Raw genomic sequence first — 16,176 nt, forward strand, 5'->3', positions numbered from 1 at the left:
ACGCACCGGCGGGCCGGGCGGTCTCACCGGGGGAGACGCGCCCGACGGCGCCCGGCGGGGGCGGACCATACTGCTGGGGTGACCACCCCACATGACGCCGTCGTACTCGCCGGAGGCGCCGCCGAGCGCCTCGGCGGCGCCGACAAGCCCGGCGTACGGATCGGAGGCCGGGCGCTCCTCGACCGGGTCCTGACGGCCTGCCGGGGCGCGGACCGGACCGTGGTCGTCGGGAACCCCCGCCCGACCACCCACCCCGTCCGCTGGACCAGGGAGGATCCGCCCGGCGGAGGGCCGCTCGCCGCCCTCGGCGCCGCTGTGCGGGAGACCGGGGCCGAGGTCCTGCTCGTCCTCTCCGCCGACCTGCCCTTCCTCGACGAGGACACCGTCCGGCAGCTGCTCGGGGCCCTCGCAGGGGATCCCGGGGCCGAGGCCGCGCTTCTCACCGACGCCGAGGGGCGGGACCAGCCGCTCGTCGCCGCGTACCGCACCGCCCCGCTCCGGCGGGAACTGGCGCGCGTCGCCGAGGAACGCGGCACGCTCGCCGGCGGTCCGCTGCGACGGCTCACCGGGGCACTGCGTCTCACCCGGGTCTCCGCGGGACCCCTCGCCTCCTTCGACTGCGACACCTGGGAGGACATCGCCACGGCCCGGGCCCGCATCAGGGAGCATGGGACCGTGCTGGATGAATGGATCACCGCAGTCAAGGACGAACTGGGTATCGAGCTGGACGTCGACACCGGCGTACTGCTCGATCTGGCCCGTGACGCCGCCCATGGAGTGGCCCGCCCCGCCGCGCCCCTGACCACCTTCCTGGTCGGATACGCGGCGGCCCGCGCGGGCACCGAGGGCGGACCGGAGGCGGTCGCCGAGGCCGCCCGCAAGGCCGCCGCGCTGGCCCAGCGCTGGGCGGCCGAGCAGGACGAGGCCGGATGAGCCTGAAGGAACCACCCCCGGTGGCCCCGGGAACCGCCGCCGGCACACGGGCCGAGCGGCCGCACCGGGCCACCGCCTGGCCGGAGGCGCGAGCCGCCGCCGTCCGTGCCGGGGACTCCGCGCGGGGCGGCCGGGCGCCGCTGGGCGCACCGCTCGGGCAGGCACTGGGCCAGGTCCTGGCCGAGCCGCTGCTCGCCCTCACCGACCTGCCGCCCTTCGACACCTCCGCCATGGACGGCTGGGCCGTCGCGGGCGCCGGGCCCTGGGCGGTACGCGAGGACGGCGCCGTCCTCGCCGGGCACGCGCCCGCGGCCGTGGCGGCCGACGGCGAGGCCGTACGGATCGCCACCGGCGCCCGCGTCCCGACCGGGACCACCGCCGTCATCCGCACCGAGCACTCCCGCACCGAGCACGCACACAGCGAGCACTCACACACCGAGCACTCACACACCGAGCACGTCCGGAACGAGCCGGGCACCCTGCTGCACGCCCTGCGCGAGGTCGTGCCGGGACAGGACATCCGCCCCCGGGGCCAGGAGTGCCGCTCCGGCGACGAGCTCCTTCCCGCGGGCACCCGAGTGACCCCCGCCGTGCTGGGCCTCGCCGCGGCCGCCGGCTACGACGAGCTCCCCGTACGGCCCCGACCCCGGGTGGAGGTTCTCGTCCTCGGCGACGAGCTGCTCACGGCGGGACTCCCCCACGAGGGACTCATCCGCGACGCCCTCGGCCCGATGCTGGGCCCCTGGCTGACGGCGCTCGGCGCCGACGTCCTCGCCACCCGCCGGATCGGTGACGACGCCGAGGAGCTGTACGCGGCCGTCACCGGCTCCCCCGCCGACCTGGTCCTCACGACCGGCGGGACCGCCGCCGGGCCCGTGGACCACGTCCACGGCGTGCTGGCCAAGGCGGGCGCCACCCTTCTCGTCGACGGGGTGAAGGTCCGGCCCGGCCACCCGATGCTGCTCGCCCGCCTCGCCGCCGAGCCCGGCCGGCCCGGGCACGTCCGCCATCTCGTCGGGCTCCCCGGCAATCCGCTCGCGGCCGTCTCCGGCCTGCTCACGCTGGCCGAGCCGCTGCTCACAGCCTTGGCAGGAGCAGGAGCAGGAGCAGGAGCAGGAGCAGGAGCAGGAGCCGAAGCAGGAGCCGAAGCAGGAGCCGAAGCAGGAGCTGGAATCGGCGCCCAGGCCGGAGCCGGAGTCCGTTCCGCCCCGCACCGCGTACCCGTCCAGGACGAGGTGCACGGGCATCCGTACGACACCCGGCTCGTCCCCGTCGTCCACCGTGGCGGACGGGCCGTACCCCTGCGCTACAACGGACCGGCCATGCTCCGGGGCATCGCCGCCGCGGACGGCCTGGCGGTCGTCCCGCCCGGTGGCGCGCGCGCCGGCCAAGAGCTGGACATCCTCGATCTTCCCTGGCCGACGGCGGCGGGGGCCGCCCCGGCCCAAGGAGCGTGTTTCACGTGAAACTTCCCAGTCGTGACGTGATGGCCCGACAGGCGGACGAGCGGATCTCCGGCCCGCAGATCAGGCTGCCGCGCCGGGAGGTCGAGCGGCCGCTCCGCCAGGTCGGCAAGCGGCTGCTCATGGCGCTCGGCGTGCTCCTGGTGACGGTCCTCATCGTCTACATCGACCGCGACGGCTACCACGACAACGCCGACGAGACGCTCGACTTCCTCGACTGCGCCTACTACGCGACCGTGACGCTCTCCACCACCGGATACGGCGACATCGTCCCGTACAGCGACACGGCGCGGCTCGCCAACATCCTGCTGGTCACGCCCCTGCGCGTGCTGTTCCTGATCATCCTGGTCGGCACCACCCTCGAGGTCCTCACCGAGCGGACCCGCGAGGAGTTCCGACTGAACCGCTGGAGGTCCACCTTGCGTGACCACACCGTCATCGTCGGCTTCGGCACCAAGGGGCGGTCCGCGATCCAGACGCTCTGCGCGACCGGTCTCAGCAAGGAGCAGATCGTCATCGTCGACCCCTCCAACAAGGTGATCGAGACGGCGAACGCGGACGGGTTCGTCGGCGTCGTCGGCGACGCGACCCGCAGTGATGTGCTGCTCCGCGCCGAGGTGCAGCGCGCCCGGCAGATCGTCATCGCCACCCAGCGCGACGACACGGCCGTCCTGGTGACGCTCACGGCCCGCCAGCTCAACCGGGGCGCGAAGATCGTCGCCGCGGTCCGCGAGGAGGAGAACGCGCCGCTGCTGCGCCAGTCCGGCGCGGACGCCGTCATCACCAGCGCCAGCGCCGCCGGGCGCCTGCTCGGCCTCTCCGTGCTGAGCCCCAGCGCCGGCACGGTGATGGAGGACCTGATCCAGCAGGGCTCCGGCCTCGACCTCGTCGAGCGCCCGGTGACCAAGAGCGAGGCCGGGAAGAGCGTGCGGGAGACCGGCGACCTGGTCGTCAGCGTGCTCCGCGGCCACCGGCTGCTCGGCTACGACGACCCCGCGGCCAGCCCGCTCCAGCTCACCGACCGGGTGATCACCATCGTCCGCGCCGCGCCGGTCACCCCGCTCAGCACGCCGCCGGAGGACTGACCTCGAAGGGCCGGCCCGGGAGGACCGGCACCGGTGCCGGGAGTAGCCTCGCCGCCATGTATGCGATCACGATTCCGGAACCCGGTGGCCCCGAGGCGCTCGTCTGGGCCGAGGTGCCCGACCCCGTACCCGGCGAGGGCGAGGTCCTCGTCGAGGTGGTGGCGAGCGCCGTCAACCGCGCCGATCTGCTCCAGCGCCAGGGCTTCTACGACCCGCCGCCGGGCAGCTCCCGCTACCCCGGCCTCGAGTGCTCGGGCCGGATCGCGGCACTCGGTCCAGGGGTGTCCGGCTGGTCCGTCGGCGACGAGGTGTGCGCGCTGCTCGCCGGCGGCGGCTACGCGGAGAAGGTCGTCGTCCCGGCCGGTCAGCTGCTCCCCGTTCCGGAGGGTGTCGACCTGGCCACGGCCGCGGCGCTCCCCGAGGTCGCCTGCACCGTCTGGTCCAACATCTTCATGATCGCGCATCTGCGGCCCGGCGAGACGCTGCTCGTGCACGGCGGTGCGAGCGGGATCGGGACGATGGCGATCCAGCTGGCGAAGGCGGTCGGGGCGCGGGTCGCGGTCACCGCGGGGGGGCCCGAGAAGCTGGCGCGCTGCGCCGAGCTCGGCGCGGACATCCTCATCGACTACCGCGAGCAGGACTTCGTCGAGGAACTGCACAAGGCGACGGACGGCGCGGGCGCGGACGTCATCCTGGACATCGTCGGCGCGAAGTACCTGGAGCGGAACGTGAAGGCGCTGGCCGTGAGCGGCCGACTGGTCGTCATCGGGCTCCAGGGCGGAGTGAAGGCCGAGCTGAACCTCGGGGCGCTGCTCGCCAAGCGCGCCGCCGTCATGGCGACCACGCTCCGGGCCCGCCCGGAGCAGGAGAAGGCGGCGATCGTCGCGGCCGTACGGGAGCACGTCTGGCCGCTGATCGGCGCGGGCACGGTCCAGCCGGTCGTCGACCGCACGGTGCCGATGCCGGACGCCGCGGAGGGCCACCGGGTGCTGGAGTCCGGCGGTCACGTCGGCAAGGTGCTGCTCCTGGCGTCGCGGGACTGATCCGCCCATGCGTGAGGGGCCCGGCACGCCGTGTGCCGGGCCCCTCCTGTCGTACGGCCTGTCTCCTACAGGTACGGCCCCGAGCGGATCGCGCCGTGGCCGCGGTCGTCGTCGTCATCGTCGTGGGACGCACCCGGCGGGAGCGCCCTGCGCATCTGCTCCAACTGCGCGCGGGCCGCCATCTGCTGGGCGAACAGCGCGGTCTGGATGCCGTGGAAGAGGCCCTCCAGCCAGCCGACCAGCTGGGCCTGCGCGATGCGCAGTTCCGCCTCGGAGGGGATCGCCTCGTCCGTGAACGGCAGGGAGAGACGCTCCAGTTCCTCGACCAGCTCGGGCGCGAGCCCGTCCTCCAGCTCCTTCACGGAGCTGGCGTGGATGTCCTTGAGCCTGACCCGGCTGGCCTCGTCGAGAGGTGCCGCGCGTACTTCCTCCAGGAGCTGCTTGATCATGCTGCCGATCCGCATGACCTTCGCAGGCTGCTCGACCATTTCCGTCACCGGGACCTCGCGGGGTTCGTCGTCGCCCTGAGTGCCGCCGAGCGCCATTCCGTCCTGTCCCACGATGAGGACCTGGGGGCTCTCCTGCGACCTGTCATTCCTCGGCATCTCCATGCCGCCATTCTCTCGTACACACGCGTCATCACGGGGTGTGCCCCTGTACGAGGGTGATCCACCCTCGTACAGGGGCACAGGACGGCAAAGAAGACCGTCAGGTCGTACGCGCCGTGACCGTCAGGTCGCCTCGCGCCGGGCCAGCGCGCCGCGCGAGCGGGTCACCAGGGCGGCGAGCAGCGCGGCACCGAGCGGTACGGCGATGAGCAGGCCCGCCAGGGTCTCCCAGGGGACGACGATCGGGAGGTCCGGCGGGGTCAGGTCGGTGGCCCAGCCCTCGGCGACGGACTGCTCGTGGAAGCGGATCCGTTCGCGCTCCTCGGTGAGCCGGAGGCCCATCGCGGGCAGCAGGCCCGCGGCCGAGCCGAGGATCACGCCCATCGCGGCCACGACGCCGCACTGGAAGCCGCTGAGCGTACGGCGGACCCGGGGCGGAGCGCCCACGGCGGCGAGCGTCTTCAGATCGGCCTCGGCGTCGGCCTGGGCGAGGCCGGTGGCGATGCCGGCGGCGCCGATGGTGACGAGGCCCGCGAAGATGGCCAGCGAGAGCAGGATGATGCTGTTCTCGTTGACGAATCCTTCCTCCAGGTGGAACTCGACGTCGCTGCCGAGCTTGTTGAGCTCGCCGTCGAGCCTCTGGCGCGCCTCGCTGTCCGGCATCCGGTCGGTGCTGGCGTACGCGCCCATCGGGACGGTGGAGAGGCCGGCGGCCTTGGCGGTGGCCGGGGTCATCAGGGCCTGGAGGCCGTAGGTGTTCGGGCTGCCGGGCACGCGGTAGGCGGGGATGGAGCTGACCTTGCCGGGTGCGGGGCGGCCTTGCTCGGAGGCCTTGTCGGCGCCGGCGAGGTCGGTGATCTGACGGATCCCGATGGCGCCGTTCTTGTCGACCTGGGTGCGGTTGAAGCTGACGATCTTGCCCTCGGCGAGGGCCTTCTCGGCTCCCGCGTCCTCGACGCCGAGGACCTTGAGGAGCTTGGCGTCGCCGACGATCAGGCCTCCGTCGACGTAGATCACGCCGCGGCCGCCGGCCTGGTTGCACCGCCAGTCGTCGGTGAGCAGCTTCCGGCGCTGCTCGGGGGTGAACTTCTCCGAGGGGTCACTGCCGTCGGGGACGGTGGCGTACAGGGGGCACTCGTTCCCCGGGGGGATGACGACCTCGTAGCGGCCGCAGCCCGCGTCGCTGGACCACGGCTCGCAGCCGGGCTTGCCGACCGAGACGCGCTCGACATCGGCGCGTACGTCGACCGGGAAGTAGCGCTGGAGCGCCTCGCGGACCGCGGCGACGTCCCGGCCGCCCTCCTCCATGACGAAGGCGGAGACCGCTCCGTACGGCAACTGGGCCGCGTACTCGGCCTCGTACTGGGCCTCGCTGCTGGCCATGTACGTGGAGACGGCGACCGTTCCCGCGACGGCGGCGAGGACGGCGGCGACGGCGGGTGCCGTACGGCCCCGGTTGCGCACGGCGTCCCGCAGCGCCAGCCGCGGCGACAGCGGCAGCCAGCGTCCGGTCCGGCCGAAGAGACCCACCAGGGCCGGCGTCATGGCGACGACGCCCAGCTCGGCGATTGCGGAGCCGCCCGCCACGATGACGAACTGCTCGCTGACCATCGAGCCGAAGAGCGCGATCGCGCCGCCGATCAGGAGGGCCGCGAGGCCGATCAGGGGCAGCACCCGGCTGCTGCGGCGGATTCCGCGCCGGCCGGTGAGCGAGGCGAGGACGGTCTGCCGGGAGGCGGTGACGGCCGGCACGATGGCGGCGAGCAGACCGGTCAGCACGGCGAGCAGCGCGATGCCGAGGATTTCGAGCGGCCGGACGTCGAAGGCGCCGAACCGCTGGCCCATGACCCCTTCGAGGACCGGCTGGAGCGCCAGGGTGAGGATCAGGGCGAGGACGGTTCCGGTGACCGCGGCGGCGACACCGATGACCAGTCCACCGCTCAGCACGATGGCCCGGATGTGGCTGCGGGCACCGCCGTTGGCACCGACCAGACCGAGCTGGCGACGCGAACGTCGGGCGCCGACCGCGAAGGCGGGGCCGGCGAGCAGGCAGATCTCCAGCATCGCCAGACCGACGACGGTACCCAGGGCGGCGAGCTCGGCGGCATTGCCGACCGTGCTGGATTCGAAGTTGCCCCAGCCGTCCTGCTGGTAGAGCGGGACCTCGGAATCGGCCGGAGGGTCGAGGAGCACGGCTCGCGAAGTGACGACCACGCCCTTGGTGTTGATCTCCTTGACCATGTTCCACGTGAAACCACCGGGCTTGTGCACCAGGTACGTGGTGGAGGTTCCGGGCGACTGCAGACCGGCCTTCTCGACGGCCTTCGCGTACGGCGCGTGGAAGGCCCCCGGCAGCGCGTTGACCTGGTCGGCCTTGAGCGCGTCGGGAATCTCGTAGGAGCCGACGATCCGGTACGGGCGGTCGAAGTTGCGGGCGGAAAGAGTCGAGCCGATCGACAGACCGCTGGTCTCCAGGAAGTGCGAGGTCGCGATGACCTCGTCGTTCTTCTCCGGGTAACGCCCTTCGAGGAGCGGCATGATGCCGCGCGCGATCGGATCGGCGGCCTTCAGCTCACGGACCTCGGTCGAGAGCAGACCGTGCGCCGTCGTCAGCTTCGCGGAGCCGGAGGTGTCCGTGAGGACCGTGGCGCCCGCCGGGATGACCTTGGTGACATCGGTGGAGCCGCTCGGCCAGGCCATGTCCCCGTAGTCCTTGGCCGGCGTGCTCATCTCGCCGCCCGGGTCCTGGAAGACCGGGGCCCCGCCGTACGTGGGGTCGGAGAACCGGGCGTCGGCCGCGCCGATCGTACGGTCCGCCCGTTCGGCCGGGGACAACTCGGAGCTGCGGATGGTCAGATCGAGGGCGCTGACACCCAGGATCGGCAGGGCGATCATGGCCAGGACGAGGGCGCTGCGGCCCTTGGAACGCCAGGCGTCGCGGCGGGCGATACGGATCGCGGCCCGCCAGGAGTGGAACCAGGTCTTCACGCCTCAGCCACCTGGCCCGACAGCAGGGAATCGGCCTCGCTGCGCACGGTCTGGTCGACGATGGCGCCGTCCCGCAGGAACACGACCCGGTCGGCCCAGGCCGCGAACCGCGGCTCGTGGGTGACGAGGACACCGGCGGCGCCGGCGTCGCAGCGGCTGCGGAGCAGGGCGAGCACGGACTCGCCGGTCTCGGAGTCGAGGGCGCCGGTCGGCTCGTCGGCGAGGACGAGCCGGCGGTCGCCGACAAGGGCGCGGGCGATGGCCACGCGCTGCTGCTGGCCACCGGACATCTCGTCGGGGAAGCGGTCGGCGAGGTGACCGAGCCCCATCTCCTCCAGGGCCTTCAGGGCCTCGACACGTGCCTTGCGGGCAGAGGTCCCGTCCAGCTCGCGGGGCAGGGCGACGTTCTCGGCGGCGGTGAGGGCCGGGATGAGGTTGTAGTCCTGGAAGACGTAGCCGATGCTGCGGCGGCGCAGGGCCGCGAGTTCCTTGACGCTCGCGGTGGTGATGTCGGTGTCCTCGACGATCACCCGGCCCGAGGTGGGGGTGTCGAGCCCGCCCGCGATGGTGAGCAGCGTGGACTTGCCGGAGCCGGACGGGCCCATGACGGCGACGAGTTCACCGGGGTACACGGCGAGGTCGATGCCGCGCAGGGCATGCACCTCGGTGGCACCCGCGCCGTGGACGCGGGTCAGGTTCTGGAGTTGCAGCACGGGCTGCTGTGCGGACATGAGGGGTCCCCCCTTGGGCGTACGCGGCGGTCGGCCGGGTACGGGAGCGAGCGGTGGAAAGCGGTGCGGAAGGTCGTGCGCGGGCGGTGCGGACGGCACTGCGCGGGCGGTACGGAAGGTCGTGCGCGGGCGGTGCGGACGGCACCGCGCGGGCGGTACGAGTGGGGTGCGCCCGTGCGGTCAGCGCACCCCGGGTACGGGCGGGGCGGCCTCGGCGCCCTGTCGGGCGGTGGCCGTCGGGGCCTCGGCCGCGGTGGTCGCCTCGGTGCGGGGTGCCGACGCGGTGGTCGGCGCTTCGGTGCCGGGTCCGGCGTCCGCGGCCGTCGCCGACAGGCGGATCAGCCGGGACTCGCAGTGGTCCAGCCAGCGTGCCTCGGCCTCCGTCTGGAAGATCAGCTGCTCCAGGACGAGCAGCCAGGCCACGTCGTCCCGCTCCCGGGCTCCGCCGCTCTCGACGGCGACGAGGGCCTGGGCCTTGAGCCGGGTGTAGTCCTGCATCGCCTTCACGGTGTGGCGGCGCTGGGACTGGATGACGTCACGGATGTCGACGCTGGGTGCGCCGACGGCCATGGCGAGCTTGATGGCCAGCTCGTCGCGGGCGGGGCTGGTGCGGTCCACCGGCTTCTCGAACCAGGTCCTGAGCTCGGTGCGGCCGCTGTCGGTGATCACGTAGAGCGCGTGCCCGGCGGTGTCCTCGCCGCCCTGGGCGACCATGCCGTCGCGCTCCAGCCGGCTGAGGGTCGTATAGACCTGGCCGACGTTCAGCGGCCAGGTGGAACCGGTGCGGGACTCGAACTCCGTACGGAGCTGGGAGCCGTACCGAGGGCCGCGTTCGAGGAGGGCGAGGAGCCCGTGGCGGATCGACATACTCAGTATGTATACCGGGTATGCCGTCGCGGACAACCGTCCTGAGACGGAAGCGGCAGGTCCGCCTCAAGGGGGACCCGGGCGGGCCCGAGGGCTCAGCGGCGCCGCATCCGGACCCCGAGAAAACCGATCCCGAGCCCCATCAGGGCCAGCCCGACTCCCAGGGTGAGTACGGGAATCCGCTGGTCGACGAGGGTGGGCAAGGCTTCGGACGCCATGTGCGGCGCGGCGCCGGGCCGGCTGGCGGACGCCACCTCCGGCAGTGCGGCGTCCTCCTCGCGTACCGCGCCGGCGTCCTCCTCGACGGCCTCGGGGGCATCCGGCTCTGTTGCGGTTTCGGTACGGGAGTCCTCGGACGACGGGCTGGTGTCGCCCTCCGGGGCACTCGGCGTCTCGGGCCGCCCGGGCCGCGGGCGCCCCTCGCCGGCGGGCCGGCCCGCCAGCGAGGCGGGGCCGGCGGGGGCGGGGGCGTCGGTGGGTTCGGCGGTCGACGCGGAGGGCGCCCCGGTGCCGGTGGGCGCCGGAGCCGCGGGCGCGGGCGCACCGGCACTTCCGGTGTGTCCCGGCGGGCCGGGGACGGGGCGGGAGGGAGTGACGGTCGAGGAGGCCGCGGGGGAAGAGGAGACCGAAGAGGGGGAAGGGGCCGGAGCGGTCGAGGTCGACGACGCCGGAGGAGCGGTGCCGGTGGGTGCGGGCGCGGACGCCGAGGTCCCCACCGGGGTGCCGGGCGCCTCCGCCCCGTACGCCCGCGCCGCTCCGTACCCGAGAGGCGTGCCGTACAGGGCGCACGCGCAGGCGAACACGCAGGTGAGCGCGGGGCCGAGAGCCCGCGCCCGTGCCCTGCGGAGTGCTGGAGTCACCGGGTGACCCCCCTCCCGTACCGAGCCGCCGAGGTGGTCGATTCAGCGTAGACACGGCAGGGCAATTCCGGCATCCGGGACGACGGCACCAGGCGTAAGGGGGTGTAAGGAGGCGTCAGAAACCTTCGGGACTACTGCGGCGGGTTGCCCGTCGAGATCTTGAGGGTGAACTCGGCGTCCTTGTCGGCGATGTCCTCACCGGCCGGCGGGTACTGCTCGAGGACCGTGCCCTCGCCGTACGTGGACTCGTCCACCGGGGTCTGGGTCATGATCTTCCAGCCCGCGGCCTGGACACAGTCCTTCACCGACTGGATGTTCTTGTAGGTGAAGTTCGGGACCTCGAACTTCTCCGGGTCGTCGCTCGACTCCGTCGGCTGGCTGCACTTCTTCGGGTCGATGGTCTTGGTCAGGTCCGGACCCTTGTGGCCGGGGGCCGCGGTCTGGCTCTGCTGCGTCTCGGTGCCGCCCGTGCCGCCGGCCTTCGGGTCGGGGTCCTCGTCCTTGTTCAGACTGATCGCCACGAGCAGGCCGCCCACCGCGAGCAGGGCGACGACGATCGCTCCCACGATCACCGGCGTGTTCCGCCGCGAACCGCCGCCCGCCGAGGCGGGTGCGGGCGTGTGCGCCGGGGCGTACGACGCGGGGGCGGACGCCTGGTACGACGGCGCCGGGGCCTGGGCCTGGGCCTGGTACGACGGCGCGGGCGTCGGGGCCTGCTGCGGGTAGCCGTAGGCCGGGCCGGGCGCCGGGGTCGCCGGGCCGTACGGCCCCGGCTGCGGCGTCGGCGGCAGGTAGGGCTGCTGCACCCCGTGCTGGGCCGGCGGCGGGGTCTGGCCGACCGGCGGGAAGACCGCCGAGCCGACGCCCGCGCCGCTGCTGACCGGACCGCCCTGGACGATCATCGGGGCGCCGGTCTGACCGGCCGAGAGCACCCGCAGGCACTCGTCGCGCATCGCCGCCGCGCTCGGGAACCGCTCGTTCGGGTTCTTTCGCAGCGCGCGGGCGACGAGCGCGTCCATCGCCGGGGTCACCGCCCGGTTGACGGACGAGGGGGCGCCCGGCTCCTCCTGTACATGCGCGTACGCGATGGCCAGCGGGGAGTCGGCGTTGAAGGGAAGACGTCCCGTCAGCAGCTGGAAGAGCATGATGCCGACCGAATAGAGGTCGGAGCGGGCGTCCACCGCGCGGCCGAGGGCCTGCTCGGGGGAGAGGTACTGAGGGGTGCCGACGACCATGCCGGTCTGTGTCATCGACGTCACCCCGGACTGCATGGCCCGCGCGATGCCGAAGTCCATGACCTTGACCACGCCGCGCTTGGTCTGCATCACGTTGCCGGGCTTGATGTCGCGGTGGACCAGGCCCATCTCGTGGCTGACCTCGAGGGCGGCCAGGACGTCGGCCGTGACCTTCAGCGCCTTGTCGGCCGGCATCGCGCCGTACTGCTGGATGTCCGAGGCGAGGACCGAGCCGAGCGGCTGCCCCTCCACGTACTCCATGACGATGTACGGCATGACGGAGCCGTCGAGGGTGTCCTCGCCGGTGTCGAAGACCGAGACGATGTTGGTGTGCGACAGCTTCGCGACCGCCTGCGCCTCGCGCCGGAACCGCTCGCGGAAGGACTGCTCCCGGCCGAGCTCCGTGTGCAGCGTCTTGATGGCGACCTGCCGGTCGAGTGCGCTGTCGTAGGCCAGGTACACCGACGCCATGCCGCCCTCGCCGAGAAGGTCACGCAGCTGGTACCGGCCGCCCGCGACCGAACCGCCCGCATAGCGGCCCTGTGCGCCGTCCTGGCTCATCTGTGCTTCCCCCTACGCGCGCGTGGCGGCGTTGATCCGGAATTTCCTGGCCAAGTCTGCCCGAGGGCAGTGACACGTCAAGCCGGGTGCCCGTTCCGTGACCCTCCGCACAGGAAGGTTCCCCGAAGTGTTTCCGAAGGGGCGGAGCAATCCCGTCGAATTTGCACAGGTGTACGTGGAAGGGGTTTGATGGCCGGTCCATCTCGGACCGTGATGTCGTACGGAGCCTGTAGCGTGACGACTGGACACGGCACGACAGACGACGGCGAGGACTGATGGCACCCGAATCCGGAGCAGGCGGCGGTGTGCCCGACTCGTCGGCGGAGTCCTGGGGCGTCGGCGGAGTCGTCGGTGACGGCCGCTACCGGCTGACGCACCGTCTGGGCCGCGGCGGCATGGCGGAGGTCTTCGCCGCGGAGGACGTACGGCTCGGCCGCACGGTCGCCGTGAAGCTGCTGCGCGCGGATCTCGCCGAGGACCCGGTCTCCAAGGCGCGCTTCACCCGTGAGGCGCAGTCCGTCGCCGGGCTCAACCACCACGCCATCGTCGCCGTGTACGACTCCGGCGAGGACCTCGTGGCGGGCCGGCCCGTGCCGTACATCGTGATGGAGATCGTCGAGGGCCGCACCATCCGCGACCTGCTGCTCAGCGCCGAGGCCCCCGGGCCCGAGCAGGCCCTGATCATCGTCTCCGGAGTGCTGGAGGCGCTGGCCTATTCGCACCAGCACGGCATCGTGCACCGCGACATCAAGCCCGCGAACGTGATCATCACCCACGGCGGCGCCGTGAAGGTCATGGACTTCGGCATCGCCCGCGCCCTGCACGGCGCGCAGTCGACGATGACCCAGACCGGCATGGTCATGGGCACCCCCCAGTACCTCTCCCCCGAGCAGGCGCTGGGCAAGGCCGTCGACCACCGCTCCGACCTGTACGCGACGGGCTGCCTGCTCTACGAACTTCTCGCACTGCGGCCCCCGTTCACCGGTGAGACCCCGCTGTCCGTCGTGTACCAGCACGTCCAGGACGTGCCGGTCCCGCCGTCCGACGTCACCCACTCCGTGCCGCCGGAGCTCGACGGCCTGGTCATGCGCTCCCTCGCGAAGGACCCGGACGACCGGTTCCAGAGCGCCGAGGAGATGCGCGGCCTCATCCAGTACGGCCTGCAGATGCTCCAGCAGCAGGGCGGCCACACCGGCACGTGGAACACCGGCCCGGTCGAGATGCACGAGGGCGGTCACACCCCGGTCGGCGGCATGGCCGCGACGACGGCCATGGGCCACCCCATGCACGGCGAGACCGCGCAGGGGCCGATCCTTCCGCCGATGAACCCGGACGACGGCGGGTACAGCGGGTACGGCGGCGGTACGGGCGGAAACGGCGGCTACGGCCAGGACGGGTCGTACGGCCCGCAGGGGCACGGCAAGGGCGGCCGCGGCAAGGTGTGGCTGTTCGCCGCGCTCGCGCTGATCGCGGTCGTCGCCGGAGTCGTCTTCGCCCTCGAGAACCTGAGCGACAAGAACGGGACGAACGGCGGCACGACGCCGACCGTCACCAACTCGCCGTCGACGGCCTCCGAGGAGCCCACACCCTCGGAGGAGCCCTCCGAGGAGCAGTCGACGGACCCGGGCACGTCGGACGGCGGCAACACGCAAGCGCCGTGGACTCCCCCGGAGACGACCCCGCCGACCACGATCCCGCCGACGACGACCGACCCCACGGGCGAGCCGACGGACACGGCCGAGCCGACCACCGATCCCACCGGCACGCCGACGAAGACGACCGCGCCGCCCACCGAGCCCACGGGGACGCCGACGACCGATCCGGCCACCGATCCCACCGGGGACGACGGCAACCCGGACACGCCCCCGACGGGCGCCGAGACCGGCTGACCCGGTCGACCGGCCGACCCCGACGACCGGCTGACCCGGTCGACCGGCCGCAGCGCCTTCACCCCGTGAAGGCGTCGCGCACCGCCTCGTACTCGCGGGTCCACCAGACCGCCAGGGCCGACACCGCAGGAAACTGCGGGTCGGCCCTTCGGTCGTGCAGCTGGTAGCGCCAGCGCAGGGTCCAGAAGTCGTTGAGCCGCTCCCACCACACCCGGTGTGCCGCCGCCGCCAGCTCGGCCCGGTCGGCGCCCGTCGCCCGCCGGTACGCGCGCGCGTACGCCCGGACCTTCTCCAGGGCCAGCTCACCTCCCGGCCGTACGAAGAAGATCGCGGCGGCCCTGACCGCCTCCTCGGCCCTGGGGCGGACCCCGAGCCGGTCCCAGTCGACGATCGCGGCGGGCTCGGCCCCCCGGTAGAGCAGGTTCAGCGGGTGGAAGTCGCCGTGCACCCAGCCCGCGGCCGCGGCGGGCGGCGGCCGGTGGTGGGCGTGCTGGGCGAGCAGCCGGCGGCGCTCCCTGAGGCGGTGCTCGGCGAGGGCGTCGAAGCTGTCGTGGGGGCGGTGCGCGCGGGCGAGGCGGATGAGTTCCTCGATGGCCCGGAAGGTGTCCAGGAGGTCGGCGCTCGCGCAGACGCCGTCGTCGGCGGTCCCGGGCGCCCCGTCGGGCCCCGAGGGTCCCATCACCCGCTCCAGGGCCGTGTGGACCTGTCCGAGCAGGGTGCCGAGGCGGCGGGAGCAGCCGGTGGAGAGCTGGGTGCCGTCGCGGTGACGGCCGTCGATCCAGGGGTGCAGGGCGTAGCAGTGGCCGTCGATGACGGCGACGGTGCGGCCGGTGGCGTCGGGCAGCGGAGGGGCGACGGGGAGGCCGAGGGCGTGCAGCCGCTGGGTGGCGCGGTGCTGGCGGGTGATGGTGGCGCGGTCGGCGGTGGGGGCGTCGAGGTGCTGCTTGAGGAAGTAGGTGCCGCGGGTGGTGGAGAGGCGGAAGCCGCGGTTGAGCAGTCCTTCGGTGACGGGCACGCAGGAGAGGGGCTCTCCGGCGTGCCGGTGGCGGCGCAGCAGGGCCCCGAGGGGCGGGGAGCCGACGGGCCGGGCGGGCACGGTCTCCGCGGGCCGGCCGGGCACGGCTCCCGCCCGCCGGGTGGGCACGGCTCCTGCCGACCGGGCGGGTGCGGCGCCTGCGGACCGGGCGGGTGCGACCGTCGGCTGGGTGGGCACGGCGCCGGTCGACCAGGTGGGTGCGGCTGGTGCCCGGGTGGGCACGGTTTCCGCCGGGCGGGCGGCTGGGACGGCGAGGGGCCGGGGTGCCGGGCGTGGGTCTTCGGCGGGGGTCTCCGGCGGGGGGAGCGGTTCAGCCGGCGGAGTGAGCGTTTCAGATGAGCGCGGCACCCGCCAGATGTTAGATCACGCTACGTGGTGGAGGTGTCGCCGCACGGAACGGGGGGCGGGACGGGTCGCCGGGGTCTCGCTCGCGTAGTCGAGCGCGTGCACCGTCACGAACTGCGGTTCGATCCGCATGTAGACCGGGGCGAAGGGCTCGCCGTCCATCAGCTCCGGCTCGGGACCGAAGGCCGCGAGCTCCTCCTCGGTCGGGTCGACGATCTCGGCGGTGCCGGTGAACTGCACGGACCAGAGGTGCTCGGACCCGGAGTTGAAGTTGTCCGCGCCGTACGCGACGACGCTGCCGTTGCAGGCGCGGTGGTAGCCGAGCCCCCGGTGCAGCCGGAGCAGGACACGGCCGTCGGACACGATGTGCCGGGCGGGGGCGACGAACGGCATCGCCCGCATGCTCGTCGCCACCCGGCCGTACGACACGCGGCTGATCAACTCGATGGCGCGGATCTCGTCGGTGGACATGGCATCCACTCTCCGCCACCGGCACCCTGTCGGAAAAGGGGCCCCTGCCCCGCGTTCACGA

13 protein-coding genes are annotated in these 16,176 nt (G+C 73.3%); 5 read left to right on the forward strand and 8 right to left on the reverse strand.

From position 1 onward, the window contains the following. The first annotated feature begins 78 nt into the window (after positions 1-78). The 4 genes from ACH4MY_RS06445 to ACH4MY_RS06460 are packed head-to-tail and all read left to right on the forward strand — an operon-like array spanning position 79 to position 4,524. Positions 79-933 (forward strand): NTP transferase domain-containing protein, encoded by an 855-nt coding sequence (locus ACH4MY_RS06445; protein ID WP_397998342.1) that lies wholly within the window; start codon positions 79-81, stop codon positions 931-933. After that, entirely contained in the window at positions 930-2,399 is a 1,470-nt protein-coding gene (locus tag ACH4MY_RS06450; RefSeq protein ID WP_397998345.1) for a molybdopterin molybdotransferase MoeA, read from the forward strand. Before ACH4MY_RS06445 ends, ACH4MY_RS06450 begins: the two co-directional genes overlap by 4 nt. Positions 2,400-2,419: 20 nt before the next feature. Next, positions 2,420-3,481, forward strand: coding sequence for a potassium channel family protein (locus ACH4MY_RS06455; protein ID WP_397999361.1), 1,062 nt, complete (start codon positions 2,420-2,422; stop codon positions 3,479-3,481). A gap of 56 nt (positions 3,482-3,537) precedes the next feature. After that, positions 3,538-4,524: an NAD(P)H-quinone oxidoreductase gene (locus ACH4MY_RS06460; protein ID WP_397998348.1), complete on the forward strand. Its 987-nt coding sequence runs from the start codon at positions 3,538-3,540 to the stop codon at positions 4,522-4,524. 65 nt (positions 4,525-4,589) lie between these two features. Here the strand turns inward: ACH4MY_RS06460 and ACH4MY_RS06465 are convergent, their stop codons facing one another. The 6 genes from ACH4MY_RS06465 to ACH4MY_RS06490 all read right to left on the reverse strand — a co-directional run bounded on the left by ACH4MY_RS06465 (position 4,590) and on the right by ACH4MY_RS06490 (position 12,374). After that, positions 4,590-5,135, reverse strand: a complete 546-nt coding sequence (locus tag ACH4MY_RS06465; protein ID WP_189833073.1) for a bacterial proteasome activator family protein — start codon at positions 5,133-5,135, stop codon at positions 4,590-4,592. Between the two features lie 120 nt (positions 5,136-5,255). Beyond that, entirely contained in the window at positions 5,256-8,120 is a 2,865-nt protein-coding gene (locus ACH4MY_RS06470) for an FtsX-like permease family protein (protein WP_397998352.1), read from the reverse strand. Continuing rightward, positions 8,117-8,851, reverse strand: coding sequence for an ABC transporter ATP-binding protein (locus ACH4MY_RS06475; protein WP_327163072.1), 735 nt, complete (start codon positions 8,849-8,851; stop codon positions 8,117-8,119). Before ACH4MY_RS06475 ends, ACH4MY_RS06470 begins: the two co-directional genes overlap by 4 nt. Positions 8,852-9,031: 180 nt before the next feature. Further along, complete coding sequence (locus ACH4MY_RS06480; RefSeq protein ID WP_397998357.1) at positions 9,032-9,718, reverse strand: PadR family transcriptional regulator; 687 nt, start codon at positions 9,716-9,718, stop codon at positions 9,032-9,034. A gap of 95 nt (positions 9,719-9,813) precedes the next feature. Further along, complete coding sequence (locus tag ACH4MY_RS06485) at positions 9,814-10,578, reverse strand: hypothetical protein (protein WP_397998360.1); 765 nt, start codon at positions 10,576-10,578, stop codon at positions 9,814-9,816. 131 nt (positions 10,579-10,709) lie between these two features. Continuing rightward, the gene (locus ACH4MY_RS06490) at positions 10,710-12,374 is read right to left on the reverse strand and encodes a protein kinase (RefSeq protein WP_397998363.1); all 1,665 of its coding nucleotides are present in this window, start codon (positions 12,372-12,374) and stop codon (positions 10,710-10,712) included. A 275-nt stretch (positions 12,375-12,649) separates the two neighbouring features. Here ACH4MY_RS06490 and ACH4MY_RS06495 point away from each other — a divergent pair, with 275 nt between their 5' ends. Beyond that, positions 12,650-14,263, forward strand: coding sequence for a protein kinase (locus tag ACH4MY_RS06495; protein WP_397998366.1), 1,614 nt, complete (start codon positions 12,650-12,652; stop codon positions 14,261-14,263). A 58-nt stretch (positions 14,264-14,321) separates the two neighbouring features. Here the strand turns inward: ACH4MY_RS06495 and ACH4MY_RS06500 are convergent, their stop codons facing one another. Together ACH4MY_RS06500 and ACH4MY_RS06505 are read right to left on the reverse strand one after the other, a co-directional pair. Beyond that, entirely contained in the window at positions 14,322-15,383 is a 1,062-nt protein-coding gene (locus ACH4MY_RS06500) for a phosphotransferase (RefSeq protein WP_397999364.1), read from the reverse strand. Positions 15,384-15,662: 279 nt separating this feature from the next. Further along, on the reverse strand, positions 15,663-16,115 hold the full coding sequence (locus ACH4MY_RS06505; RefSeq protein WP_397998369.1) for a pyridoxamine 5'-phosphate oxidase family protein: 453 nt from the start codon (positions 16,113-16,115) through the stop codon (positions 15,663-15,665). Positions 16,116-16,176: the final 61 nt, after the last annotated feature.

The sequence above is a fragment of the Streptomyces sp. NPDC017246 genome (genome assembly GCF_044331325.1).
Classification (GTDB): domain Bacteria; phylum Actinomycetota; class Actinomycetes; order Streptomycetales; family Streptomycetaceae; genus Streptomyces.